This is a genomic window from Sphingopyxis bauzanensis (assembly GCF_002205675.1).
GTDB lineage: Bacteria > Pseudomonadota > Alphaproteobacteria > Sphingomonadales > Sphingomonadaceae > Sphingopyxis > Sphingopyxis bauzanensis.
In genome coordinates this window covers 85,320-109,925 of sequence record NZ_NISK01000001.1, presented here as the reverse complement: position 1 = coordinate 109,925, position 24,606 = coordinate 85,320, and the positions used below count along the sequence as shown (strand labels likewise).

At 63.8% G+C, this 24,606-nt stretch carries 22 protein-coding genes; 11 read left to right on the top strand and 11 right to left on the bottom strand.

All coding sequences use genetic code 11. The features are described 5' to 3' along the window. Nucleotides 1-59: 59 nt before the first annotated feature. A complete protein-coding gene (locus tag CDQ92_RS00515) occupies nt 60-1,784 on the bottom strand; it encodes a DUF885 domain-containing protein (RefSeq protein WP_188682471.1) in 1,725 nt (574 codons plus the stop codon). Nucleotides 1,785-1,912: 128 nt separating this feature from the next. Between CDQ92_RS00515 and CDQ92_RS00510 the strand changes: the two genes are divergently transcribed. Genes CDQ92_RS00510 through CDQ92_RS00500 form a run of 3 tightly spaced genes read left to right on the top strand, consistent with a single transcriptional unit; the run spans nt 1,913 to nt 5,307 of the window. Beyond that, nucleotides 1,913-3,226, top strand: a complete 1,314-nt coding sequence (locus CDQ92_RS00510) for an MFS transporter (protein ID WP_088439127.1) — start codon at nt 1,913-1,915, stop codon at nt 3,224-3,226. Beyond that, on the top strand, nt 3,223-4,143 hold the full coding sequence (gene cysK, locus CDQ92_RS00505; protein ID WP_088439125.1) for a cysteine synthase A: 921 nt from the start codon (nt 3,223-3,225) through the stop codon (nt 4,141-4,143). Before CDQ92_RS00510 ends, cysK begins: the two co-directional genes overlap by 4 nt. 9 nt (nt 4,144-4,152) lie before the next feature. Further along, nucleotides 4,153-5,307 carry a cell wall hydrolase gene (locus tag CDQ92_RS00500; RefSeq protein ID WP_088439123.1) on the top strand — a complete coding sequence of 385 codons (1,155 nt, stop codon included), beginning with the start codon at nt 4,153-4,155 and terminating at the stop codon, nt 5,305-5,307. 328 nt (nt 5,308-5,635) lie between these two features. On the opposite strand, the gene CDQ92_RS00495 is transcribed toward CDQ92_RS00500, so the two are convergent. From CDQ92_RS00495 to CDQ92_RS00475, 5 genes are all read right to left on the bottom strand, one after another. Continuing rightward, nucleotides 5,636-6,766 carry a zinc-binding dehydrogenase gene (locus CDQ92_RS00495; RefSeq protein WP_088439121.1) on the bottom strand — a complete coding sequence of 377 codons (1,131 nt, stop codon included), beginning with the start codon at nt 6,764-6,766 and terminating at the stop codon, nt 5,636-5,638. A 131-nt stretch (nt 6,767-6,897) separates the two neighbouring features. After that, a complete protein-coding gene (locus CDQ92_RS00490) occupies nt 6,898-7,638 on the bottom strand; it encodes a 3'(2'),5'-bisphosphate nucleotidase CysQ (RefSeq protein ID WP_088439119.1) in 741 nt (246 codons plus the stop codon). Between the two features lies 1 nt (nt 7,639). Then, nucleotides 7,640-9,553 (bottom strand): sulfate adenylyltransferase subunit CysN, encoded by a 1,914-nt coding sequence (gene cysN / locus CDQ92_RS00485; RefSeq protein ID WP_088439117.1) that lies wholly within the window; start codon nt 9,551-9,553, stop codon nt 7,640-7,642. Next, nucleotides 9,553-10,554 carry a sulfate adenylyltransferase subunit CysD gene (gene cysD / locus CDQ92_RS00480; RefSeq protein WP_268239226.1) on the bottom strand — a complete coding sequence of 334 codons (1,002 nt, stop codon included), beginning with the start codon at nt 10,552-10,554 and terminating at the stop codon, nt 9,553-9,555. The genes cysN and cysD overlap by 1 nt, the downstream gene beginning before the upstream one ends. Further along, nucleotides 10,541-11,443, bottom strand: a complete 903-nt coding sequence (locus tag CDQ92_RS00475) for a LysR family transcriptional regulator (protein WP_088439113.1) — start codon at nt 11,441-11,443, stop codon at nt 10,541-10,543. The genes cysD and CDQ92_RS00475 overlap by 14 nt, the downstream gene beginning before the upstream one ends. Nucleotides 11,444-11,544: 101 nt before the next feature. Between CDQ92_RS00475 and CDQ92_RS00470 the strand changes: the two genes are divergently transcribed. The 7 genes from CDQ92_RS00470 (at nt 11,545) to CDQ92_RS00440 (ending at nt 18,180) form a co-directional block, all read left to right on the top strand. Continuing rightward, nucleotides 11,545-12,714 (top strand): acyl-CoA dehydrogenase family protein, encoded by a 1,170-nt coding sequence (locus tag CDQ92_RS00470; RefSeq protein ID WP_088439111.1) that lies wholly within the window; start codon nt 11,545-11,547, stop codon nt 12,712-12,714. A gap of 26 nt (nt 12,715-12,740) precedes the next feature. Continuing rightward, entirely contained in the window at nt 12,741-13,061 is a 321-nt protein-coding gene (locus tag CDQ92_RS00465; protein WP_229667634.1) for a hypothetical protein, read from the top strand. Continuing rightward, nucleotides 13,058-13,351 (top strand): hypothetical protein, encoded by a 294-nt coding sequence (locus CDQ92_RS00460; protein ID WP_088439108.1) that lies wholly within the window; start codon nt 13,058-13,060, stop codon nt 13,349-13,351. Before CDQ92_RS00465 ends, CDQ92_RS00460 begins: the two co-directional genes overlap by 4 nt. Continuing rightward, entirely contained in the window at nt 13,348-14,946 is a 1,599-nt protein-coding gene (locus CDQ92_RS00455; protein WP_088439106.1) for a carboxyl transferase domain-containing protein, read from the top strand. Before CDQ92_RS00460 ends, CDQ92_RS00455 begins: the two co-directional genes overlap by 4 nt. A gap of 5 nt (nt 14,947-14,951) precedes the next feature. Then, nucleotides 14,952-16,793, top strand: a complete 1,842-nt coding sequence (locus CDQ92_RS00450) for an acetyl/propionyl/methylcrotonyl-CoA carboxylase subunit alpha (protein ID WP_088439104.1) — start codon at nt 14,952-14,954, stop codon at nt 16,791-16,793. Then, complete coding sequence (locus CDQ92_RS00445) at nt 16,793-17,242, top strand: MaoC family dehydratase (RefSeq protein WP_088439102.1); 450 nt, start codon at nt 16,793-16,795, stop codon at nt 17,240-17,242. The genes CDQ92_RS00450 and CDQ92_RS00445 overlap by 1 nt, the downstream gene beginning before the upstream one ends. Nucleotides 17,243-17,328: 86 nt before the next feature. Next, on the top strand, nt 17,329-18,180 hold the full coding sequence (locus CDQ92_RS00440) for an HpcH/HpaI aldolase/citrate lyase family protein (RefSeq protein WP_088439100.1): 852 nt from the start codon (nt 17,329-17,331) through the stop codon (nt 18,178-18,180). 7 nt (nt 18,181-18,187) lie between these two features. On the opposite strand, the gene CDQ92_RS00435 is transcribed toward CDQ92_RS00440, so the two are convergent. The 5 genes from CDQ92_RS00435 to hisI all read right to left on the bottom strand — a co-directional run bounded on the left by CDQ92_RS00435 (nt 18,188) and on the right by hisI (nt 23,006). Beyond that, nucleotides 18,188-19,699: a phospholipase D-like domain-containing protein gene (locus CDQ92_RS00435; protein WP_088440482.1), complete on the bottom strand. Its 1,512-nt coding sequence runs from the start codon at nt 19,697-19,699 to the stop codon at nt 18,188-18,190. A gap of 45 nt (nt 19,700-19,744) precedes the next feature. Further along, nucleotides 19,745-21,547 carry an acyl-CoA dehydrogenase C-terminal domain-containing protein gene (locus CDQ92_RS00430; RefSeq protein ID WP_088439098.1) on the bottom strand — a complete coding sequence of 601 codons (1,803 nt, stop codon included), beginning with the start codon at nt 21,545-21,547 and terminating at the stop codon, nt 19,745-19,747. Between the two features lie 54 nt (nt 21,548-21,601). Further along, complete coding sequence (locus tag CDQ92_RS00425) at nt 21,602-22,033, bottom strand: MerR family transcriptional regulator (protein ID WP_088439096.1); 432 nt, start codon at nt 22,031-22,033, stop codon at nt 21,602-21,604. Nucleotides 22,034-22,099: 66 nt separating this feature from the next. Then, entirely contained in the window at nt 22,100-22,615 is a 516-nt protein-coding gene (locus CDQ92_RS00420; RefSeq protein WP_229667636.1) for a hypothetical protein, read from the bottom strand. Between the two features lie 10 nt (nt 22,616-22,625). Further along, nucleotides 22,626-23,006 carry a phosphoribosyl-AMP cyclohydrolase gene (gene hisI / locus CDQ92_RS00415; protein ID WP_088439093.1) on the bottom strand — a complete coding sequence of 127 codons (381 nt, stop codon included), beginning with the start codon at nt 23,004-23,006 and terminating at the stop codon, nt 22,626-22,628. A gap of 142 nt (nt 23,007-23,148) precedes the next feature. Here hisI and purF point away from each other — a divergent pair, with 142 nt between their 5' ends. After that, a complete protein-coding gene (gene purF / locus CDQ92_RS00410) occupies nt 23,149-24,606 on the top strand; it encodes an amidophosphoribosyltransferase (RefSeq protein WP_088440481.1) in 1,458 nt (485 codons plus the stop codon).

Genomic DNA, 24,606 nt, shown 5'->3' with positions numbered 1-24,606 from the left:
TAGAGGAGAGGGTGATCCAAGCGTTTCGAATACCCGCCCATGCGCGCAACCCGCACCCGTCAGAACACCGCCTTCGGCGCCTCTTCCTTCATCATCGCCGCGCGCACCATCGGGATCGGTGGCCCGCCATAGGACAGGAACTCGTCGTGGAACGCCTTCCACTTCGTGCGATCGCCTTTCGTCCAGTCCTCGCGCAACTTGCGGATCATCAGCTTGCCCATCGTGTAGTTGAGGTAGAGCGGATCGTAGGTTCCGCGCGCCGCCTGTTGCCGCGCATTGCCTTCGTCCTGAAAGCACTGTTCCTTGAACAGCCTTTCCGAATCGGCGACGGTCATCCCCTTGGTGTGCAGCCCGATCGCCGACAGATAGCGGCAGTTGCGCAGTAGCGCATTCGACAGCTGCCCGACATGCGTCTCGGGATCGCCCTCACCCAGCCCCGCGTCCCACATCATCTCTTCGGTGTAATGCGCCCAACCCTCGGCAAAGGCATAGCCAACGAACAGCTTGCCAAAGATGCTCTCCGCCCGGTTCGAATGGAGGAAGTTCAGGAAATGCCCAGGCCACACTTCGTGGACCGAGGTGAACATCAGGTCCTTGCGCCCCGGCACGAAATCGGCCTGCGTCTGCTTGTCCCAGGCCGGGTCGGGCGGCGAGATATAATAGACCGAGGGGAGGCCTTTTTCATACGGGCCGGGAATGTCGATATAGGCGCTGTTCTGCCGGTTGTACGGCGGGGATTCCTCGACCTGCGCCTGCTCGGTGCCGGGGATTGTCACCAGATCCTTTTCGATCAGGAAGGCGCGCAGCGTCGGCAACTGGCGCCGCGCCTCGGCGACCGGGCCGTCGGCGGGCTTGTCGGCGCCCATTTTTTTCATGCAGTCGCCGATCGTCATCCCCGCGGCATAGGTCGCGCATGCGGCCTTCAGCGCATCCTGATTGCGCTTGAGATCGGCTTGGCCGATGCGCTCCAACTCGTCGAGCGGGGTGTCGACCCCCTCGTTGGTCAGGATCATCTTGGCAAATTTGTCGGCACCCAGCGCATAGCCGTCGGTAGTGCCAGGCTGCGATCCAACATATTTCGCCAGATCGGTCATCGCGGCCCCGGCTTTTGCCGCCGCTTCGTCGAACTGCTTTTGCAGCGCCTCGTCCTTCACCTCGGCGAACGCTGCCTTGGCGTCGCCGGAGTAATAATCGGCAAAGCCGCCAAACCCGGCGGCGCCATATTTGACGAAGGTCGCGGGCAGCGGCAGCTTTAGATTGGCCTTGATCTGCGCGGCGGCGGCGGGGACTTTCTCGGCATAGGCGATAAACGCCTTCATCCGCGTCGTCGCATCGGCGTAGGGCCGGGCGATATAGACATTGGGGTCGAGCGCGCCGGTATAATAGGACGGGTTCTTCGCCGCGAAATCGGTGTCGCGCAGGAAGAACAGCTGCCCCTGCGCCACATGCACCAGATAGTCGCGCTCAAACTTTTCAGCCGCGGTCATCTCGCCGTCAAAGACTTTCGCATCGGCGATCGCCTTTTCGAGGTACGCCGCCTGCTTCTCGATCCCGTCGGGCGACCAGTCGGGCAACTGCCCGTCGAATTCATGCTTGCCCTGATAGACCGCAAAGGTCGGGTTGAGCGGGAAATAGCCGGCAAGAAACTGGTCGCGAAATTCGGTCCAGCTTGCCGCGCTGGGCGCGGTGGTGGCGGACTTATTGTCCGACGCGTTGCAGGCGGTCAGCACCAGCAGCGTAGCGGCCATGGCGGCGGCGCCGAAGCGGGCAAATTTGCGTGTCATTCGGCTATCTCCCTGGACTTCCCTGTCCCGCTTCTGGCACCCGTGCCGACCGATGGCATCCTTTAATCGACGAACGACGCCAGCAACGCCACTGGACAGCGGCAAAAAGCGGTTTAGGGCGTAGCGCGATGGCGACGATCCCTCCCCCCGAAGGCGTAGAACCGGTCATGCCGGACGCGACGCCAAAAGCCCCCTCACCGCTCAGCTTTCCCGATTACCGCTATTTCTGGTTCGCACGCTTCACCGCGGTGATGGCGACGATGGCGATGGTCGTGGTCATCGGATATCAGCTCTACGACACCGCACGCACCGACTATGGCATGTCGATCCGCGAGGCGTCGTTCCAGCTCGGCCTGCTCGGCCTGGTCCAGTTCGTCCCTCTCGCGATCCTGACCCCGGTGGCGGGCTGGGTCGCCGATCGCTTCGAACGCCGCAAGGTCGCCATCTTTGCCAATATGATCGACCTTGTCATCGCGGTGCTGCTCGGCTGGTTCACCTGGATCGACGGCCTGACCTTGCCCCTGCTGTTCGCCCTCGCCGCGCTGCACGGCGTCGCGCGCGTTTTTGTCGGTCCGGCAATGAGCGCGATCGCACCCAATATCGTTCCGCCCGCCGTTCTGCCCCGCGCGATCGCAATGAGCAGCATCGCGTGGCAGTCGGCGTCGGTGGTCGGTCCCGCCGCGGGGGGCCTGATCTATGCAGCGCATCCCGCGTCGGTCTATGTCTTCGCGGCCATTCTGCTCGCGGTCTCAGCCTTCACGATCAGCCGCGTCCGTCCAGTGCTGCCACCGCCGACCGAGGTACGCCGCCACCCCCTCCGCGAAATGGCCGATGGCCTGCAATTCACCTGGCGCGAACGCTTTCTGCTTGGAACGATCACCCTCGACCTGTTTGCGGTGATCCTGTCGGGCGCGACGGCGCTGCTGCCCGTGTTCGCGCGCGATATTTTGCAGACCGGTTCGGAAGGACTCGGCTTCCTGCGCGCCGCCCCAGCCCTCGGCGCCGCAGTCGTCGCCCTCGGCCTCGCCTTCCGCCCGATCGAACGCAATGTCGGGGTCAAGATGCTGTGGGCGGTCGCGGTCTTCGGCGCCGGTACCGTGGCGTTCGGCTTCTCGACGAATTTCTTCCTCTCGCTCGGTCTGCTCGTCCTGATGGGCGCCGCCGATATGTTCTCGGTGTTCGTGCGTGGCACGCTGATCCAGCTCAACACCCCCGATCATATGCGCGGGCGCGTCAGCGCGGTGTCGGGGCTGGCGATTTCGGCGTCGAACGAGCTTGGCGAAATGCGCGCCGGCACGATGGCCGCGTTTATGGGGCCGGTGGGGGCGGTCGTGATCGGAGGTGCTGGCGCCATCGTCGTGACGGCGCTATGGGCTTGGCTGTTCCCCGAACTGCGCCGCGCGCGCACCTTTGCACCGCAATTTAAGGCAGGATCGACATGAAAGCCAATTCCATCCTCGATACCATCGGCAACACCCCGCACATCCGCATGGGCAAACTGTTCCCGGACGCCGAAGTCTGGGTGAAGTCGGAACGCTGCAATCCCGGCGGATCGATCAAGGATCGTATCGGCCTCGCGATGATCGAGGCGGCCGAGCGCGACGGCAGCCTCCAGCCCGGCGGTACCATCGTCGAGCCGACGTCGGGGAACACCGGCATCGGCTTGGCGATGGCCGCCGCGGTCAAGGGGTACAAGCTCGTGCTCGTCATGCCCGAAAGCATGTCGGTCGAGCGCCGCCGCCTGATGCTCGCTTACGGCGCGACCTTCGACCTCACCCCGCGCGAAAAAGGCATGAAGGGCGCGATCGAGCGCGCGATCGAGCTGGTTGAAACCACCCCCGGCGCGTGGATGCCGCAGCAGTTCGAAAATGAAGCCAACATCGACGTCCATGTCCGCACCACCGGCCCCGAAATTCTCGCCGATTTCAAGGACACCCCGATCGACGCCCTGATCACCGGGGTCGGCACCGGCGGTCACATCACCGGAACGGCGCAGTTCCTCAAACAGCATTGGCCGAACCTCAAGGTGTTCGCGGTCGAGCCGCTGGCGTCGCCGGTGATCTCGGGCGGCCAGCCCGCGCCGCACCCGATCCAGGGAATCGGCGCCGGCTTCATCCCGCGCAATCTCCACACCGACCTGCTCGACGGGGTGATCAAGGTCGATGCCGCCGATGCCAAGACTTACGCGCGCCGCGCTGCAACCGAGGAAGGCATGCTGGTCGGCATCTCGTCGGGCGCCACCCTTGCCGCGATCGCGCAAAAGCTTGCCGAGCTGCCCCCAGGCAGCCGCGTGCTCGGGTTCAACTATGACACCGGCGAACGCTATCTGTCGGTCCCCGATTTTCTCCCGGAGATCTGAGGCCAGCGCATGCGCCCTGACGGCGATCAAGCGGCGTTGCCTCCGGGGCGCGACTGGACCGGCTGGCTGTTCGTGCTGCTGGCTGCGGCCAGCATCGGGCTCGTGCTCTACGCCAGCGATAGCAGCGCTGAACGCGCGCTGGCCGCACGCCCGCACCCGATTGCGCCGCCTGCCGACGTCGTCCCCGAAGTGCTGCCGATGGAATTTGCCCCGGTCGCACAGGACGACGCCCGCGCCGCCAACGCGCGCATCGCGCTGATCACCAAGGGCTTCACCGCCGCGCGGCCCTTCATCTATGTCGGCAGCGGCGACGCCAAGGCGCGCGCGCGCGATTGCCTTGCTGCCGCAATGCTTTACGAAGCGGGCGACGACGCCAAGGGCCAGCAGGCTGTCGGCCAGGTCATCATCAACCGCGCCCGCCACCCGGCCTTCCCCAAATCAATCTGCGGCGTGGTATTTCAGGGGTCCGAACGCGTCACTGGCTGCCAGTTCACCTTCACCTGCGACGGTGCCTTGAACCGCCGCTATTTGGACGCGGCATGGCAGCGCGCCCGCAACAACGCCGATTTGATGCTGTCGGGCAGCACCTATCCGCCTGTCGGGCTCGCGACGCATTACCACACCGATTGGGTCCGCCCTTATTGGAGCGACAGCCTCGAAAAGATCGCGATCGTCGACACCCATCTGTTCTTCCGCTGGCCCGGCTATTGGGGCACTCCCGGCGCGTTCCGCGGCGCTGTGTCGGGCGGCGACGGGCCGGTCGCGAAACTCGCCGCCATCTCGCCCCTCCACGCCATGGCGCTGGGCCTGCCGAGTGAACTGGCGACCGGCGTCGACGCCGATGCCACAGTCGGCGAAGCGCGCGTCGTTGTCGGCGCGGGGGAAGCGACAGGCCGCGACACCATCTACACCCAGCTTGACCGCCGCGCCGCACCCGAAAGCTTCGTGACGACCGCGCTGCGGCTGTGCGGCGACAAGTCCTATTGCAAGTTCATGGGCTGGACGAACCCGGTATTGAAACCCGACAGCGACGCAATGAGCGACACCCAGCGCGCCGCGATGACCTTTTCGTACCTGCGCGACGACAAGGCGGGGTTCGAAAAGGCGCTGTGGAACTGCAGCGAGTATAAACGCGACGATGTACGGCAGTGCATGAAGCGTTAGGTGCCAACGACCGGTTTGAAGTGGCGTTGACCTTTCGCCAACGGCGCCCCCGCGAAGGCGGGGGCCGCAAACGACCCATTCCTACGGCAGCGTGTAAACCGACAGCGGCCCCAGCCCTCACGGGGGCGACGACTGGGTTCGGCCAGGATAGCGATACCAAAAAATGCTCCCTGTCGCGTAGCGATGGAGAAGGGGACCACTCGCTTAGCGAGGTGTGGGAGGGGCAGCGGCGTCGCGCTGTTGCCCCGCCATCAGCGCTTTGCGCTGCCACATCCCCATGGCTGCACCACAAGGAGGATCAAGTCGAAAGCTACCGCTATGCCCGATCCTACGGTCGGATCAGATATTTCTCGCCTGTGCGCTTGGCGTTGTAGGCGTGCGCGACATCGAGCGAGAGCGCCTCGGTCAACGAGATCTCATGGCTGTAATGGCTCTTGAACGTCGTCGTCAGCTCGTCGACCACGCGCTTACGCAGCCGCATATTGGTTTCCATGCCAGCCTTCTGCAGGAAGGGCGTCAGCAGGAAGCCCGACAGCGACCAAGTCAGGCCGAACGCGCGGTTTAGGATCGTCGGACCCAGGTCGAGTGCGCCATAGATATAGACCTGCTTGAACGTGTCCGACCCATAGCGGCTGTACGTCGTCATTCGCTTCACCGCGGCGACTTCCATCGCCGACAGGATCTGACCCGACAGCTTGCCGCCACCGATCGCGTCGAAACCGATCGTCGCGCCCGTCGCGACGATCGCGGCAACCAGCTGGTCGATGAAATCGTCGGCGCTGCTGTTGACGATATGGGTTGCGCCGATGCCTTTCAGGATTTCGACCTGCGCGTCGCTGCGCACGATGTTGACCAGCGGGATGCCATCTTTGGCGCAAATCTTGACGAGCATCTGGCCCAGGTTCGACGCTGCGGCGGTATGGACGATCGCGCTATGCCCTTCATTCTTCATCGTTTCGGTGAAGGCCAGGCTGGTCAGTGGATTGACGAAGCAGGAAGCGCCGTCCTTCGGGTCGGTGCCGTCGGGCAGTAGCATGCACATCTGCGCGGGCAGACAGCGATATTCGGCATAAATTTCGCCGCCGATCAGCGCGACGGTCTTGCCGAGCAGCGCCTGCGCTTCGGGTGAATCCCCCGCCGCGACGACTGTGCCGCAGCCTTCGTTGCCGATTGCCAGTGCTTCACCGATCCGCCCGCCCATCGCGCGCATCCCCGCGGGCGGAATATCGGCGGTGATCACCGGCAGGTCATCGCGGGTCGAGGCGCGTGCGGTCGACATGTCGGCGCCGCCGAACAGCAGGCCCAGGTCCGACGGATTGATCGGGGTGGCGAGAATTTTGACCAACACCTCATGCGACTTGGGCGTTGGCATCGGACGCCGCTCGAGCGACACCTCCAACTCGCCCTCGGGCTTAACCAGGGTCAGCATCGTCAGGTTGGTGTCAGGCATGTCGGTCATTGCGCGTCTCCCGTCGCTTTTCGGTTTCTTGATGCAACGGATTAGGGGGTGACGAAGCGACTGGCAACCGCGGATGGGTCAGCGATCAACGAAAAGGACAATCGTCGCCCCGCGAAGACGGGGGTCGCTGGCTATTTGGGCGAATACTCGGCCGCCAGCCGCAGCACTTCCTGCGCCAATTCCATCCGGCAGATCAGCAAGTCCGGCATATAGGAATCCGCCGCATTATATCGGATCGCCGATCCGTCGACGCGGCTCACATGCAGACCCGCCGCCTGCGCCACCGCGACTGGCGCGCAATTGTCCCATTCATATTGGCCGCCGGTGTGCAGATAGATGTCGGCCTCGCCGCGCACCACCGCCATCGCCTTTGCACCCGCCGATCCCATCGCGAGCAGCTCGGCACCGATCCGCTCGGCCACAGACACCGCTTCGGCGGCCGGACGGGTGCGGCTAACCAGCATTTTCAGCGGCTGGTTCGCGGGACACAGCGGCACCGGCGCCCCCGACGTCAGCGTGATCCCGAGCCCCGGCAGCGCGACCGCGCCGACAGTCGCAACGCCGTCGACCGCCAGCGCAACATGCACTGCCCAGTCATTGCGCCCCTCGCCATATTCGCGCGTGCCGTCGAGCGGATCGACGATCCATACCCGGTTGTATGCCAGCCGCGCCGCGCTATCCTTTTCCTCTTCGGACAGGATCGCATCATCGGGACGCGCCGCGCGCAATTCGCGGCACAGCATCGCGTTGGCGGCTTCGTCGCCGGCCTGCCCCAGCGCCTTGCCCTCCAGCCCCTCCGCCCGCAGCGCCAACAGGATCGCGCCTGCCGCGGTGGCGAGCCGTTCGGCCAGTTGTTCGTCGTTTTCGGTCATGTCAGCCAAGCAGCCGATCGATGATTAGGTCAGCCGCTTCCTCGGGCGTCATCACGGTCGTATCAATCCGGATCTCAGGGGTTTCGGGCGCCTCATACGGGCTATCGATGCCAGTGAAATTCTTGAGCTGTCCGGCACGCGCCTTTTTATACAGGCCTTTCACGTCGCGGCGCTCGGCTTCGGCCAGCGGGGTGTCGATAAATATCTCGATAAACTCGCTGTCGGGCAACATTGACCGCACCATGTCGCGCTCGACCCGGAACGGCGAGATGAAGGCGGTGATCACGATCAGCCCGGCGTCGGTCATCAGCTTGGCCACCTCGCCGACGCGGCGGATATTCTCAATCCGGTCAGCCTCGGTGAAGCCCAGGTCGCGGTTCAGTCCGTGGCGGACATTGTCGCCGTCGAGCAGAAAGCTGTGCCGGTTCATCCGGTGCAGCTGCTTTTCGACCAGATTGGCGATCGTCGACTTGCCCGACCCCGACAGACCGGTGAACCACAGCAGTGCGGGGCGCTGGTTCTTGAGGTTCGCGCGCATGTCGCGATCAACGTCGCTCGCCTGCCAATGGACATTCTGCGCGCGGCGCAAGCTGAAGTGCAGCATCCCCGCCGCGACGGTCGCATTGGTCAGCTTGTCGATCAGGATAAAGCCGCCAAGCGTGCGATTGTCGGCATAGGCCTCAAACACGATCGGCTTGTCGGTCGATAGCTCGACGACCCCGATACCGTTCAGTTCGAGCGTCTTCGCCGCCAGATGGTCGAGCGTATTGACGTTGATCTCATACTTCGGCTGCTGGATCGTCGCCGACACCGTCTGCGTCGCGAGCTTGAGCCAATAGGCACGCCCCGCGATCATCGCCTCATCGGCCATCCACACCAGTGTCGCCTCGAACTGGTCGGCGGCCTCGGGAGGCGCGTCGGCTGCGGCGATGACATCGCCGCGCGAGCAATCGACTTCGTCGGCAAGTGTCAGTGTCACTGACTGCCCCGCAACGGCCGCATCGAGGTCGCCATCGAGCGTGACAATGCGGGCTATCGAGGTGGTTTTGCCGCTGGGCAGGACACGAATCGCGTCCCCCGGCTTAACGGTCCCGCTCGCGATCTGACCCGAGAAGCCGCGGAAATCGAGATTGGGGCGATTGACCCACTGTACCGGCAGGCGGAACGGTTTCGCCTCATCGGCGGCGGCCGCGATCTCGACACCCTCCAGATGCTCGATCAACGCCGGCCCCTTGAACCAGGGCATATTGTCCGACAGCGCGGTAATATTGTCGCCCTTGAACCCCGAGATCGGGATCGCGGTGAAGTTGGTAATGCCGATCTCGCTCGCAAAGGCGCGATAGCTCAGCAAAATGCGCTCGAACACGGTCTTGTCATAACCGACAAGGTCCATCTTGTTCACCGCGAGCACGATATGTTTGATGCCAATGAGGTGCGCGAGAAAGCTGTGTCGGCGCGTCTGCGTCAGCACGCCCTTGCGCGCGTCGATCAGGATGACCGCGAGGTCGGCGGTCGAGGCGCCGGTGACCATGTTGCGGGTATATTGCTCATGCCCCGGCGTATCGGCGACGATGAACTTGCGCTTCTCGGTCGTGAAAAAGCGATAAGCGACATCGATCGTGATCCCCTGCTCGCGCTCGGCGGCAAGGCCGTCGACAAGCAACGCAAAGTCGATCTCCTGCCCCTGCGTGCCGACGCGCTTGCTGTCGGCCTCAAGCGCCGCGAGCTGATCCTCGAAGATCATCTTGCTGTCATAGAGCAGCCGTCCGATCAGCGTCGACTTGCCGTCGTCGACCGATCCGCAGGTGATGAAACGCAGCAGCGATTTCTGCTGGTGCTGCGCGAGGTAGGCGTCGATATCCTCGGCGATGAGCGCGTCGGTGACGTAAACAGGAGTGTCTGGGGTATTTGGCATCAGAAATACCCCTCCTGCTTCTTCTTCTCCATCGAAGCGTCGCCGCCATCCTTGTCGATGATCCGCCCTTGCCGTTCGCTGGTCGTCGTCAGCAGCATTTCCTGAATAACTTCAGACAGCGTCTTGGCCTCGCTCTCGACCGCGCCGGTCAGCGGGTAGCAGCCAAGGGTGCGGAAACGTACCGAGCGCAGGGCCGGCGTCTCGCCGGGCAGCAGCGGGAAACGATCGTCATCGACCATCAGCAGCAAACCGTCACGCTCCACCGTCGGCCGCGGCGCGGCGAAATAGAGCGGCACGATCGGGATAATTTCGCGCGCGATATATTGCCAGATGTCGAGCTCGGTCCAGTTCGAGATCGGGAACACGCGGATGCTCTCGCCCTTCGCTTTGCGGGCGTTGTAGAGGTTCCACAGTTCGGGGCGCTGCTTCTTCGGATCCCAGCCGTGGGTGCCGCTACGGAACGAAAAGATACGTTCCTTCGCCCGGCTCTTTTCCTCGTCACGCCGCGCGCCGCCAAATGCGACGTCGAACCCATGGAGGTCGAGCGCCTGCTTCAGCCCTTCGGTCTTCCACATGTCGGTGTGCAAAGGGCCATGGTCAAACGGGTTGATCCCGCGTTCCTTCGCCTCAGGGTTCTGATAGACAATCAGTTCCATGCCGCTCTCGGCGGCCATCCGGTCGCGCAGCTCGTACATCGCCCGAAACTTCCACATGGTGTCGACGTGGAGCAACGGGAACGGCGGCGGCGAGGGATAGAAGGCCTTGCGCGCCAGATGCAGCATCACCGCGCTGTCCTTGCCGACGCTATACAGCATCACCGGCTTGACCGCGTCGGCCATCACTTCGCGCATGATATGGATGCTCTCGGCCTCGAGCCGGTCGAGATGGGTCAGCGTATCGGTCATGCCCCGCCCTTGCCGCCGCGGTGTGCGGCGATCAAGCTGTATGGCCTTTTGGCCATGCAAGCCAGACTTGTAAGGCGCGGGGTCATGCCGCGGCATCGACCCGTGTCCGGCGCCATTCGGCGGCGATGGCGGTCACCGTGTCGCGGGCATGGGCCAGCCGCGGATCGACATCGGGCAATGCCGCCCACGCCGGATCGACGATTAAGCCCAGCTCGCGCCGGAAATCGTAGCCCGCGACCTTGAGCGGAACGATCCCCTCGATCGCCAGCGACACTGGCGCGGTGGTGATACCGATTCCGGCAGCGACCATGCGCAGGCACCGTTCATCGCTCTCGCTTCGCAGAGCAAAGCGCGGGCGCACGCCGTGCCGCGTGAAGAAGCGACTGGTGGCATCCAGAAATTCGCACGAGCGACGCGCGATCATCGTCTCCGCGGCGAGCTCCTCGGGGTCAACCTCGATCCGCCCCGCGAGCGGATGGCCAGTGGCGACGAACATCGCCAACGGCTCTTCGTACAGCGGTATAACCTGATCGCCGCGCTCGCCCGAGCGCAGCGGGACCAGCGCCAGGTTGATGCGCCCGCTACCCAGCGCCGCGCGGAGTTCGGATTCGCTGTTCTCGATCAGTTCGATGGCGAAGCTGGGCCGCAGCGCCATAACGATGGCCTGCAAAAACTCCCCTGAAACCGAGCGGATCAGGCCGAGCTTGAGTTCGGTCGCTTGCCGGTCGTCCTCGCGGCCGAAATCGTCGGCAGCGCGAAAACCGCGTTCCAGATCGCGCGCGATTGGCAGGAAACGCCCGCCCGCTTCGGTGAGCCGTATCTGGCGGCGGTTGCGGATGAACAGCGGTGTGCCGACCAGTTTTTCCAGCTCGGCAATCCCGCTCGACAACGCCGGCTGGGTCACCCGGATCCGCGCCGCCGCTTGGGTAAAACTGCCCGCATCGACGACGGCGAGAAACTGACGGACATGGGCGCGCTTTATCATAGATTTTGCTTATGCCAAATCTCCTATCGTTTCAATTTCCATATGATCAACTTTTGAGGCAGTATCGCGCCCTGTCCTGCCCTCGATCGATAGGCTCATCCATGCGCGCAACCCCCGACTTCGATTTCGCGCTCGGCGAAACCGCCGACATGATCCGCGACACCACTGCCCGTTTCGCCGACGAACAGATTTCGCCGCTGGCCGCCAAGGCCGACGCCGAAGACTGGTTCCCGCGCGACGAACTATGGACGCAGATGGGCGATCTGGGCCTGCACGGCATCACCGTCGAAGAGGAATTAGGCGGGCTTGGCCTTGGCTATCTCGAGCACGTCATCGCGGTCGAAGAAGTGAGCCGCGCCAGCGGCGCGATCGGCCTGTCCTACGGCGCCCATTCGAACCTGTGCGTCAACCAGATCCGCCGCTGGGGCAATGCCGACCAGAAAGCCAAATATCTCCCCAAGCTGATCAGCGGCGAGCATGTCGGCAGCCTCGCCATGTCCGAAGCGGGCGCGGGCAGCGACATCGTGTCGATGAAGCTGAAGGCCGACCGCGTTCAGGGCGGCTATGTCCTCAACGGCACCAAATTCTGGATCACCAATGCGACCTGCGCGGACACGCTGGTCGTCTATGCCAAGACCAGCCCCGAGGCCGGATCGCGCGGCATTACCGCTTTCCTGATCGAAAAGGATATGCCGGGGTTCAGCATCGGACAGAAAATCGACAAGGTCGGGATGCGCGGCTCGCCTACCGCGGAGCTCGTCTTCAATGATTGCGAGGTCTCCGAAGAGCAGGTCATGGGGCCGGAAAATGGCGGCGTCGGGGTGCTGATGTCGGGGCTCGATTATGAGCGCGTCGTGCTCGCCGGGCTCCAGCTCGGGATCATGCAGGCTTGCCTCGATACCGTCATTCCCTATGTCCGCGACCGCAAGCAGTTCGGCAAGCCGATCGGGTCGTTCCAGCTGATGCAGGCGAAAGTCGCCGACATGTATGTCGCGCTCCAGTCAGCGCGCTCCTATGTCTATAATGTCGCCAAGGCGTGCGACGCGGGACAGACGACGCGCTTCGACGCCGCAGGCTGCATTTTGCTCGCGAGCGAAAGCGCGGTGAAGGTTGCGGGCGAAGCGATCCAGGCGCTCGGCGGCGCGGGTTACACCAAGGACTGGCCGGTGGAGCGCTACTGGCGCGATGCCAAGCTGCTCGACATCGGCGCGGGGACCAACGAGATTCGCCGGATGCTGATCGGCCGCGAACTGATCGGTGCTGGCGCGTGACCTGGCTCTGGCTGTCGACGGCCTTTATGGTGACGACGGCCCTGGTGCATGGCGCCTTGGGTGAAAAGCGATTGATCCAGCCGCTCCTCGCGCTCGATCAAGGGATCATGGCGGTCGAACTAGCGCGCAAGGTGTTTCGCTTTGCCTGGCACGCGATGTCGGTGCTGATGCTGGTGTCGGCGGCCTCGGTCGTCTGGCCCGGCACCCCGCGCGCGTTGATCCTGCTGATCGGTGCGGCATGGACTGCGGTCGGTCTGGCCGATGGACTTTATACGCGCGGACGTCACATCGGCTGGCCGATCCTGACCGCGTCGGGCGTCTTCGCGATCTTGGGCGCGGCGGCGTGAACGACACGCTCCTCACCGCCCTGCAATATTATGGCGCGGGCGCCGCTACGCTCGCGGCGTTGATCGTCTCGCTCAACCTCGGCCGCCGCCGCACCGGCTGGGCCTTTGTCATCTTTGTCACCAGCAGCATCGCGCTGATCGCATGGGGCTTTTTGCAACCCGACAGCGAAGGCATCGGTTGGCAGAATGTCGCGCTGCTGATCATCAATGCCATTGGCGTCTATCGTTACCTGATCCTGAAAGATAACCCGGGCAATCCGGACAAAACGCAGGGAGAGACTGAACAGTGAGCGCACCGGTCCTTGGCACCACTGTCGATCCCGACAGCGACGAGTTTCGCACCCGCGCCGCGCACAACCGCGCGCTGAAAGACGAGCTGTGGGCGCGCGTCGCCGAGGCGGCGCTCGGCGGCAATGAGAAGTCGCGCGAGCGGCACACCAGCCGCGGCAAACTGTTGCCGCGCGAGCGGGTCGAACGGCTGCTGGATCCGGGCTCGCCGTTCCTTGAGATTGGCCAGCTCGCCGCGAACGACCTCTACGATGGCGAAGTCCCGGGCGCGGGGCTGATCTGCGGCATCGGCCGCGTGTCGGGGCGCCAGTGCATGATCGTGTGCAACGACGCGACGGTCAAAGGCGGCACCTACTATCCGCTGACGGTGAAAAAGCATCTGCGCGCGCAGGAGATTGCGCTCGAGAACCGCCTGCCCTGCATTTACTTGGTCGACAGCGGCGGCGCCAACCTGCCGCATCAGGACCAGGTGTTTCCCGACCGCGACCATTTCGGGCGTATCTTTTTCAACCAGGCCAATATGTCGGCGCGGCGCATTCCGCAGATTGCTTGCGTGATGGGTAGCTGCACCGCAGGCGGCGCCTATGTCCCCGCGATGAGCGATGAGACGATCATCGTCCGCAATCAGGGCACGATCTTTCTCGCCGGCCCGCCGCTGGTCAAAGCGGCGACGGGCGAAGAAATCAGCGCCGAGGATCTGGGCGGTGGCGACCTGCACGCGCGCAAGTCGGGGGTCGTCGATCATCTGGCCGAGAATGACGAGCATGCGCTGACGATCGTGCGCGACATCATCAGCCACCTAGGTGCTGACACCGGGTTCGACGTCGCGCTGAAAGACCCGCGCCCGCCCAAATATGATCCCGAGCAGCTCTACGGCGTTGTCCCCGACGACGTCCGTGCGCCCTATGACGTCCACGAAGCCATCGCGCGCATCGTCGACGCCAGCGAGTTTCATGAGTTCAAGGCCAATTATGGCAGCACGTTGGTGTGCGGCTTCGCGCACATCTGGGGCATCCCCGTCGCGATCCTCGCCAACAATGGCGTTCTGTTCAGCGAGAGCGCGGTAAAGGGCGCGCATTTCATCGAGCTGGCGCAGCAACGCCGCATCCCCCTGCTCTTCTTGCAGAACATCAGCGGCTTCATGGTCGGCGGCAAATATGAGGCCGAGGGCATCGCCAAACATGGCGCGAAGTTGGTGACCGCAGTCGCCACCGCGACGGTGCCCAAGGTCACCGTGCTGATCGGTGGCAGTTTCGGCGCGGGCAATTACGGCATGTGCGGCCGCGCCTATAGCCCACGTTTCCTGTTCACCTGGCCCAATGCGCGGATCAGCGTGATGGGCGGCGAACAGGCGGCGAGCGTGCTCGCGACCGTCCACCGCGACGCCGACAAATGGACGCCGGAGGAAGCCGAGGCCTTCAAGGCACCGATCCGCCAGAAATATGAGGATGAGGGCAATCCCTATCACGCGACCGCGCGATTGTGGGACGATGGCATCATCGACCCGGCGCAGACGCGGGATGTGCTGGGGCTGGCCTTTGCCGCGACGCTGAACGCCCCGGTCGAGGACCGCGGGTTCGGCGTGTTCAGGATGTGATAACGATGATCCAATCCCTCCTCATCGCCAATCGCGGCGAAATCGCCTGCCGCATCATCCGCACCGCGCGCGAGATGGGCATTCGCACCATTGCTGTCTATTCGGACGCCGATGCCAAGGCGCTGCATGTGCGACAAGCCGACGAGGCGGTGCATATCGGGCCGTCACCGGCGCGCGAATCCTATCTGGTCGGCGAAAAGATCATCGCCGCTGCCAAAGCCACCGGCGCCGATGCGATCCATCCGGGTTATGGTTTCCTGTCCGAGAACGCCGCGTTCGCACAGGCCGTGATCGATGCCGGATTGATCTGGGTCGGTCCCAACCCCTCGTCGATCACCGCGATGGGGCTGAAAGATGGCGCCAAAAAGCTGATGGCCGAAGCCGGAGTGCCGGTGACCCCCGGCTATATGGGTGAGACCCAAGCCCCCGCCTTCCTTGCCGAACGCGCCGCCGAAATCGGTTATCCGGTGCTGATCAAGGCCGTAGCCGGCGGCGGCGGCAAGGGAATGCGCAAGGTAGATAGCCCCGCCGACTTCATTGACGCGCTCGCCTCGTGCCAACGCGAGGCGGCGGCGTCGTTCGGCAACGATCATGTGCTGATCGAGAAATATATCCTGACCCCGCGCCATATCGAGGTGCAGGTGTTCGGCGACACCCACGGCAATGTCGTCCACCTGTTCGAACGCGACTGCTCACTGCAACGACGCCACCAGAAGGTGATCGAGGAAGCCCCCGCCCCCGGCATGGACGAGGTCACCCGCGAGGCGCTCTGCGCCGCCGCGGTGCGCGCTGCGCAGGCGGTCGACTATGTCGGCGCGGGGACGATCGAATTCATCGCCGACGCCAGCGAAGACCTGCGCGCCGACCGCATCTGGTTCATGGAAATGAACACGCGGCTGCAGGTCGAGCATCCGGTGACCGAGGAGATCACCGGGGTTGATCTGGTCGAATGGCAGTTGCGGGTAGCGAGCGGTGAGCCGATCCCGCTGCAGCAGGAAGAGCTGTCGATCAACGGCTGGGCGATGGAAGCGCGGCTTTATGCGGAAGACCCCACCAAGGGCTTCCTGCCTTCGATCGGCACGCTCGAACTGTTCCAGCTTCCCGATCACCTCGGGCGCGTCGATACCGGCGTCTATGAGGGCACCGAAGTCTCACCCTTCTATGATCCGATGATCGCCAAGGTCATCGCTTATGGTGAGGATCGCGAGGAAGCGCGCGCCATACTCTCGGAGATGCTCGAGGACAGCGCGATCTGGCCGGTCAAGACCAATTCGGCCTTCCTGATCAACGCGCTCGCGCATCCCGATTTCGTCGCAGGCAGCGTCGATACCGGACTGATCGGTCGCGATGGCGATGCGATGACCGACGAACCCGCTCCGACGATTGGAGCCCTCACCAACGCCGCGATGGCGATCGTCCCGCGCTCGCTGCAGGCGGGTTTCCGTCTCAACGCACCCGATGTGCGCTCGGCGGCGTTTCTGCTCGATGGAAAGCGTGTCGAGGTCGAACTACACGGGCCCGGCACCGAGGAGCCGGCGCCTGCGATGCTCGTCGCCGAGGGCGGTTCCGTCTGGCAACTTACCCCTTGGCGCGCCGAGGGCGGCCCGGGCGGGGCAGCTGGCGACGGCGCCATCCTTTCCCCCATGCCGGGCAAAGTCATTGCGGTAGAGGTCGCTGCGGGTGACACGGTGAGCAAAGGCCAGAAACTGATCACCCTTGAAGCGATGAAGATGGAGCATAGCCTGACCGCGCCGTTCGACGGAGTGGTGGCCGAGCTTAATACGACGCCGGGCGCGCAAGTTCAGGTCGAGGCGTTGCTCGTGCGGATCGAAAAGGACGAAGCATAATGGCCGGCAAATATTTCGACGAATGGGCGATCGGCGACACGCTGACCCACGACATTCGCCGCACCGTGACCGAGACCGACAATCTGCTGTTTACGGTGATGACGCACAATCCGCAGCCGCTGCACCTCGACGTCGAGGCGGCGAAAGCGTCCGAGTTCGGCCAGATCCTCGTCAACGGCACCTTCACCTTCAGCCTGATGGTGGGGCTGTCGGTCGGCGACACGACGCTCGGCACGCTCGTCGCCAATCTCGGCTACGACAAGCTGGTGATGCCCAAGCCGGTGTTTATCGGCGACACGCTGCGCGCGGAGAGCGAAGTGATCGGGCTGAAGCAATCGAAATCGCGGCCCAACGCCGGGATCGTGACCTTCCTCCACCGCTGCATCAACCAGCGCGATGAACTTGTCTGCCAGTGCGAGCGTTCTACGCTGGTTCAACGAAAACCATAGATCGCCGTGCGGTTCGAGCGAAGTCGAGAACCCTTTGCTCCGCACATGTCTCGACTTCGCTCGACACGTAACGCATAGGTAAGCCCATGAGACTGCGTTCCCTCCTTTTCGTCCCCGGCGACCGTCCCGAACGCTTTGCCAAGGCGGCGGCATCGGGCGCCGACGCGATCATCCTCGATCTCGAGGATTCGGTGTCGCTCGCGAACAAGGACGCCGCGCGGCATGCGATCGCCGACTATCTGGCGGGGCCGCGCGAAGTCTTCACGCTGGTGCGGGTCAATCCGCTCGACGGCCATCTGACCGCCGCCGATGTCGCCGCGATCATCGCCGCCCGGCCCGATGCGATCATGTTGCCCAAGGCCGAAGGAGCGCCGAGCATCGCGCAGATCGATACGATCATGCGCAGCGAATCGCCGCGCGATGCTTCGCTGCCGCCGATCCTCCCGATCGCGACCGAGACCGCCGCGGCCATTTTCACCCTCGGAAGTTATCGCGAAGCGAAGGAACGCCTGCTCGGACTGACGTGGGGCGCCGAGGACCTGCCCGCCGCGATCGGCGCGACAACCAGTCGCGAAGCTGATGGCAGCTACACCGCCCCCTATGACGTCGCGCGCGCACTGACGCTGTTTGCTGCCCACGCCGCGGGCGTCGCCGCGATCGATACGGTGTTCCCGGCGATCAAGGACGAGGCGGGACTCGCCGCTTACGCCGCCCGCGCCCGCCGCGATGGCTTCACCGGCATGATGGCGATCCATCCGGCGCAGGTGGAGGCGATCAACGCCGCCTTCACCCCGAGCGCCGAGGAGGTGTCGCGCGCGCAGGCGATCGTCGATGCCTTTGCCGCCAATCCGGGCGTCGGAGTGCTGCAGGTCGATGGCAAAATGGTCGACGCCCCGCACCTCAAACAGGCGAAGCATATTCTGTCGCTCGCAGACTAGGCATACGTCAGCCTTTGTTGCGCCGAAAAGGCCGATGCCGCTTCATCCAGTGGCGTCCGCGGTGCCAGCTCTTCTTGAGCCCGCGCTCGGTAAAGCTTTCGAACATCGCATCAGGGCTGGTCGGGTCGAGCACTTCATTGTCGGCAATGAATTCGTCGAGCGGTCCGGGCGCGACCAGGTCGAGCAGTTCGAGCGACCGCCCGTCACCGCGCATGGATTCGATCGTTTCGATCAAGGATCCACTATGCTCGAACGTCGCTGCGATGTCTTTCTCCGCCACGCCCAGATGCTCGGCCATCAGCGACTCGCGCAGCCGCGCTATCACCGGCTCGACGCCCTTGTTCGCGGCCAGCGCGGTATCGATCGTGACATCGCATTCGCTGTCGAGCCCCATCGAACGGTTGTTCAGGTTCGACGACCCGATCCGGAGCAGCCGGTCGTCGACGATCGCGGTCTTGGCGTGAACATAGATCGGATCGCCGCCCTTGGTATGCGGAACATAGATTTTCAGCCGGTCGCCGTGGCGCGCCTTCGCAATCGAGCGGACGAGTTGCACCCGCGCGGCGTCCATCGCCATCTGTTCGAGCCACCCGTCGGCGGTCTTGGGCATTACCATCACAAATTCGGGCGGATCGTCTTCATCGAGCCGTGCGGCAATCGCCGCGGCAATCGCGCCGCTGGTGAAATACTGATTCTCGAAATAGATGAAGCGCCGCGCGGCGGCGATCATGTCGAGATAGAGTTGCTCATTCTCGCGCACCTCTTCGCGGCCGTCATATTCGGCGCTGGTCCGCGAGATCGCCACGTCGACGTCGTTGAAATCGGCTTGAAGATCGTCGGGCCAGTTTTCTCCGGTGCCGCTCAGGTCGCGCAGCGGCTTGTTAGTCGCGCGCTGCCAGCGTTCATTGCCGAGTTCCGCGAGCGCGGTTCCGATCGGCCCCGACAGGATCATCGTCGAATCGTGCCAGGGCATATAGCGGTTGCCGTCGGGACCGGTGCGCCGGGGATCATCGTCGATGTGGTCGCGGGTATCCCACCGCGTCGAGCTGACATCGATGCCGCCGCAGACCGCCAGATGATCGTCGAACACCGCGACCTTCTGATGGTGACTGCACCCGACCGGATGCGCGCTATCGAGCCGGAAACTGATCGATCTGGTCATTTTCCAGCGCAGGATCATCGCGACGATCGACGGCACAAACAGATGTTTCAGCCCGCCGAAGTTCCAGCGCAAAATATCGATGTCGCGCTTCGGCTGATCCTTGGCGAGGCGGAGCAGATAATAGCCGAGCGACTCGCCATTCCCCTGCTCATCGGGGATCAGCGGAATACGCGGATCGAAGTCCCACCCGATCAGCAGGATTCGTTCCTTGGCACCCGCCATCAGACGTTTGAGCAGCGCGTAGTAATCGGCGGCATCGACGATCATGCGCGCCTTGTTGGCGCGTTCGATGCGCCAGCAATTGCGCCCTTCGACGACGATGGGGGCCAAGGTCTGCGGGCGTTCGGGGTCGCTCATCGCCGACGCCACGCATGGCGTCGGCAATCGTTCCATGGGGCGCGATCAGGCGGCGTAAAATTGTTCCGGGGTCAGCGCCATCATCGCTTCGCTGCCCGCTTCGATCTTCCGGCGCAGCGACCCGGCGTCGGGCAGGAACCGTTCGCCAAAGTGGCGCGCGGTGACCAGCTTGGCTTCGAGGAACGCCTTGTTGCCGCGCCCTTCGGCGAGCGCCTTCTGCGCCGCTTCGGCCATCATCAGCCACATCGATCCCAGCGCGACGATCCCCATGATGTGCATATAGTGATGCGCGCCGGCGCCGATGTTGTTGGGGTTCGCCATGCCATTCTGCATGAACCACATCGTCGCAGCCTTCAGTTCGCCATTGGCTTTTTCCAGCCGCCCGGAGAAATCGGCGAGTGCTTCATTGTCCTTGGCGCGCGCGCATTCGGTGTCGATGATTGCAAAAAAGGCCTGGATCGCGCGGCCGCCATTCTGCGCCAGCTTGCGTCCGACCAAATCCATCGCCTGGACGCCGTTGGCGCCTTCATAGATCATCGTGATGCGGGCATCGCGGACATATTGGCTCATGCCCCATTCCTCGATGTAGCCGTGGCCGCCGAACACTTGCTGCGCGTTGGTCGCGACGTCATAGCCCTTATCGGTGCCATAGCCCTTGATCACCGGGGTGAGCAGGCTGACAAGGTCGTCCGCTTGCTGTCGCTCTTCCTCGGTCTCGGCAACATGCGCCAGATCGACCTGCAAGGCGCCCCACAGGCACAAGGCGCGCAGTCCTTCAACGGTGGCCTTGGCGTCCATCAACATGCGGCGCACGTCGGGATGGACGAACAGTGGGTCGGCCTTTTCCTGCGGGTCTTGCGGCCCGGTGAGCGCGCGCCCCTGGCGGCGGTCCTGCGCATAGCGGACGGCATTCTGGAACGCGATGTCGGCCTGACCCAGCCCCTGGATGCCGACGCCAAGCCGCGCGGCATTCATCATCACGAACATCGCGGCGAGGCCCTTGTTTTCCTCGCCGACCATCCAGCCCTTGGCGCCGTCATAGTTCATGACGCAGGTCGAATTGGCGTGGATGCCCATCTTGTGCTCGATCGACCCGCATTGCAGCGCATTATGCTCACCCAGCGAGCCGTCTTCACCCACAAGGAACTTCGGCACGATGAACAGCGAGATGCCCTTGACGCTGTCGGGGGCGTCGGGAGTTTTGGCGAGCACCAGATGAATGATGTTGGCGGTCAGGTCATGCTCGCCCGACGAAATGAAAATCTTGGTGCCGCTGACGTCATAGCTGCCATCGCCGTTCGGGACCGCGCGGGTGCGGATCAGGCCGAGGTCGGTGCCGCAATGCGGCTCGGTCAGGTTCATCGTCCCGCCCCACTCGCCGGAGATCATTTTGGGTGCGTACAGCGCCTTCTGTTCCTCCGACCCCTTGACCAGGATCGCCGCGACCGCGGCCTGCGTCAGCCCAGGGTACATGGCAAAGGCCTGGTTCGCGGCCATGCGATATTCCTCGACCGGGAAACCGACGACATGCGGCAGCCCTTGCCCGCCAAATTCTTCCGGCTGGGTCAGCAATGTCCATCCAGCCTCACAATAGGCGTCGTAGGCTTCCTTGAAGCCCTTCGGCGTCGTCACCGATCCATCGTCGTGGCGGGTGCAGCCCTCCAGATCGCCCGACTGGTTGATCGGGAACAGCACTTCCTCACAAAATTTTCCGGCTTCAGTCAGCACCGCCTCGATCATGTCGGGGGTCGCATTGGCGAAACCGGGCAGGTTGGCGTAGCGCTCGACCCCGAGCACGTCGTTGAGGAGAAAGAGGCTGTCTTGCACGGGGGCGCGATAGACGGGCATGAGAAATCCTTCTGAAAAGCAGGTTCGCGATGTCAAACTTGCCTGGGGAGAGGCTCAACCGACCTTCTGGCCGGCGTCGACTTTTTTCACCATATCGATGAACCGCGACAATTCTTCGACAGCGCTGTCGATATCGTCGCGCTGCCGCTGCAACAAGCCGATGCGCTGTTCGCATTTTTCGATCGTCACCTGACGTTGCAGCTTGCGGCCGTCGCCGACGTCGTAAAGGTCGATCATCTCGCGAATGTCGGCCAGGCTGAACCCTGTGCGCTTGGCGCGCAGGATCCACGCCAAGCGCGCCCGGTCGCGTTTCGAATAGATGCGCGACAATCCCTTGCGCGACGGGCTGATCAGCCCCTCATCTTCATAGAAACGCAGCGCACGCGCGGTGACTCCGAACTCGGTCGACAAGTCGGTGATGCTGAATTGTTCGCGGCCCAAGTGATCGGGCGTGTCGATATGGGCGTGGCCATATGGTTCGGTCATGCCGATGAAACTAGTTTCCGTTGACGTGAACGTCAAGACCGGCAAATCGGCCTGTTTTGGCGCCGGTCAAACCCCGCAAGGTTGCTGCATATTGCCCTGTGGATCGCGGATCTGCAAGCCCCGCGCATCGTCGGCCGACCAGCTGGCGCGCGGCAGCCGCAAGCCCGACAGCGAGGCGCGGGCGGGGCAGATTTTGGCGCATTGTGGCGGCAAGCTCCCGGGCAGGCGCAACTCGTCCTCCACTTCGCGCACCAGCGCCTCGCAGCCTTCCGCCCTGGCGAAGCGCATCCGCCAGCCGTCACCTTCACGCACCATCGTTCCGCTGGCGGAACAGGACAAGGTCGTGCCGAACGCAGCAGTCACGGCAAAGCGCCACTGCCCCGCGCCAGCGGGAACAACACACATCGCGTCGCGGCCGAGATCGTGCGAGCGTTCGAACACGCCGACCGGAGTCGCGGCCTCGGAGCTCACAACACCGCGTTCGCGCGCGGAGATTTCCAGCGGGTTGTCGGCGTCGGTCCCCTGTCCGCGCCGATCCGGCGCATGCCGGTCACAGCCGCCGATGAGCAAGATGCCCAACACCAACGCGAACTTAACTTTGCGCATCATCGTCCAGAAACGTCAGCGCCCCGTCGGCCTCGACCCGGCGATAGAAGCAGGAACGGCGCCCGGTGTGGCAAGCGGGGCCGGCGGGCGTCACACGCAGCAGCAGCGCATCCTGATCGCAATCGACGCGCATTTCCACGAGCGTCAGACCGTTGCCCGACGTCTCGCCCTTGCGCCACAACGCCGAGCGCGATCGCGACCAGAAATGCGCCTGTCCCGTCGCCTGCGTCCGCTCGATCGCCTCGGCATTCATATGCGCGACCATCAGCAGCACGCCGGTCTCGGCGTCGGTGACGATCGCGGTCACCAAACCGGCGGCGTCAAAACGCGGAAGAAATCGGTCGGCGGTATCGCGCTGCTGGTCCATGATCCGCGCTTTAGAGCAGGCGCCCCGCCCCTGTCACCCCGTCGTTGGCGCGGCCGATGACAATATCGTGAATATGGGGGGCGACATTTGCGATTGCCCTCCCTATATGCGCGCCAGTCACTGCCCTCGTTGCTGGACCATCATGCTCACCACACACCCTTTCGACGACGACAAGCTCCGCGAGGAGTGCGGCGTCTTTGGTATTCATGGCGCCGACAGCGCCGCTGCGGTCGTTGCGCTGGGCCTGCACGCGCTGCAGCACCGCGGCCAGGAAGCCGCAGGCATCACCGCCTTCGACGGCAAGGAATTCCACACCCACCGCGCCATGGGCCATGTCGCCGGCAATTTCGACCGCGACGAGATCATGCGCCAGTTGCAGGGCGGGTCATCGATCGGCCATGTCCGCTATTCGACGACCGGCGAAACCGCGCTGCGCAACGTCCAGCCACTGTTCGCCGATCTGTCGACGGGCGGTTTCGCCGTGGCGCATAACGGCAATATTTCCAACGCGACCGCGCTGAAGAAGGTGCTCGTGCGCCGCGGCTCGATCTTTCAGTCGACCAGCGACACCGAGGTGATCATCCATCTCGTTGCGACGTCGAGCTATCGCTCGCTGATCGACCGGTTCATCGACGCGCTGAAACAGGTCGAGGGCGCCTATTCGCTGATCTGCCTGACCGCCGAGGGCATGATCGGGTGCCGCGATCCGCTCGGCATCCGCCCGCTCGTCATCGGAAAACTCGGCGACGCGCATATTCTGGCATCGGAAACCGTCGCGCTCGACGTCGTCGGCGCCGACTTTGTTCGCTCGGTCGAACCCGGCGAACTGGTGATCGTCCGCGATGGCCAGTTGACCTCGCACCGGCCCTTCGCCTCGCAGTCGGCGCGGCCGTGCATTTTCGAATATGTCTATTTCTCGCGCCCCGACTCGATCGTCGATGGCACCAGCGTTTATTCGGTGCGCAAAGCGATCGGTGCCGAACTGGCGCGCGAAAACCCGGTCGACGCCGACCTGATCATCCCGGTGCCCGATTCGGGCACCCCTGCCGCGATCGGTTATGCGCAGGAATCGGGTATCCCGTTCGAACTCGGGATCATCCGCTCGCACTATGTCGGCCGCACCTTCATCCAGCCGGGCGACAAGGTTCGCCATTTGGGCGTCAAGCTGAAGCACAACGCCAACCGGGCGCTGATCGCGGGCAAGCGCATCGTGCTAATCGACGATTCGATCGTGCGCGGCACGACCAGCCTGAAAATCGTCCAGATGATGCGCGATGCCGGCGCCGCCGAAGTCCATATGCGGATCGCCAGCCCGCCGACCCAGCACAGCTGCTTTTACGGCGTCGACACGCCCGAACGCGCCAAGCTGCTCGCCGCCCAGATGACCGTTGGCCAGATGGCGAACTTCATCAACGCCGACAGCCTGTCCTTCGTCACCATCGATGGCCTCTATCGGGCGCTGGGCGAGGTCAAGCGGACCGACGACGCGCCGCAATATTGCGATGCCTGTTTTACTGGCGACTATCCGACCACGCTCACCGATTTCGATGAGCATGGGCTGGAAGATCAATTTTCGCTGCTTGCCGAACGGGTTGTCTGA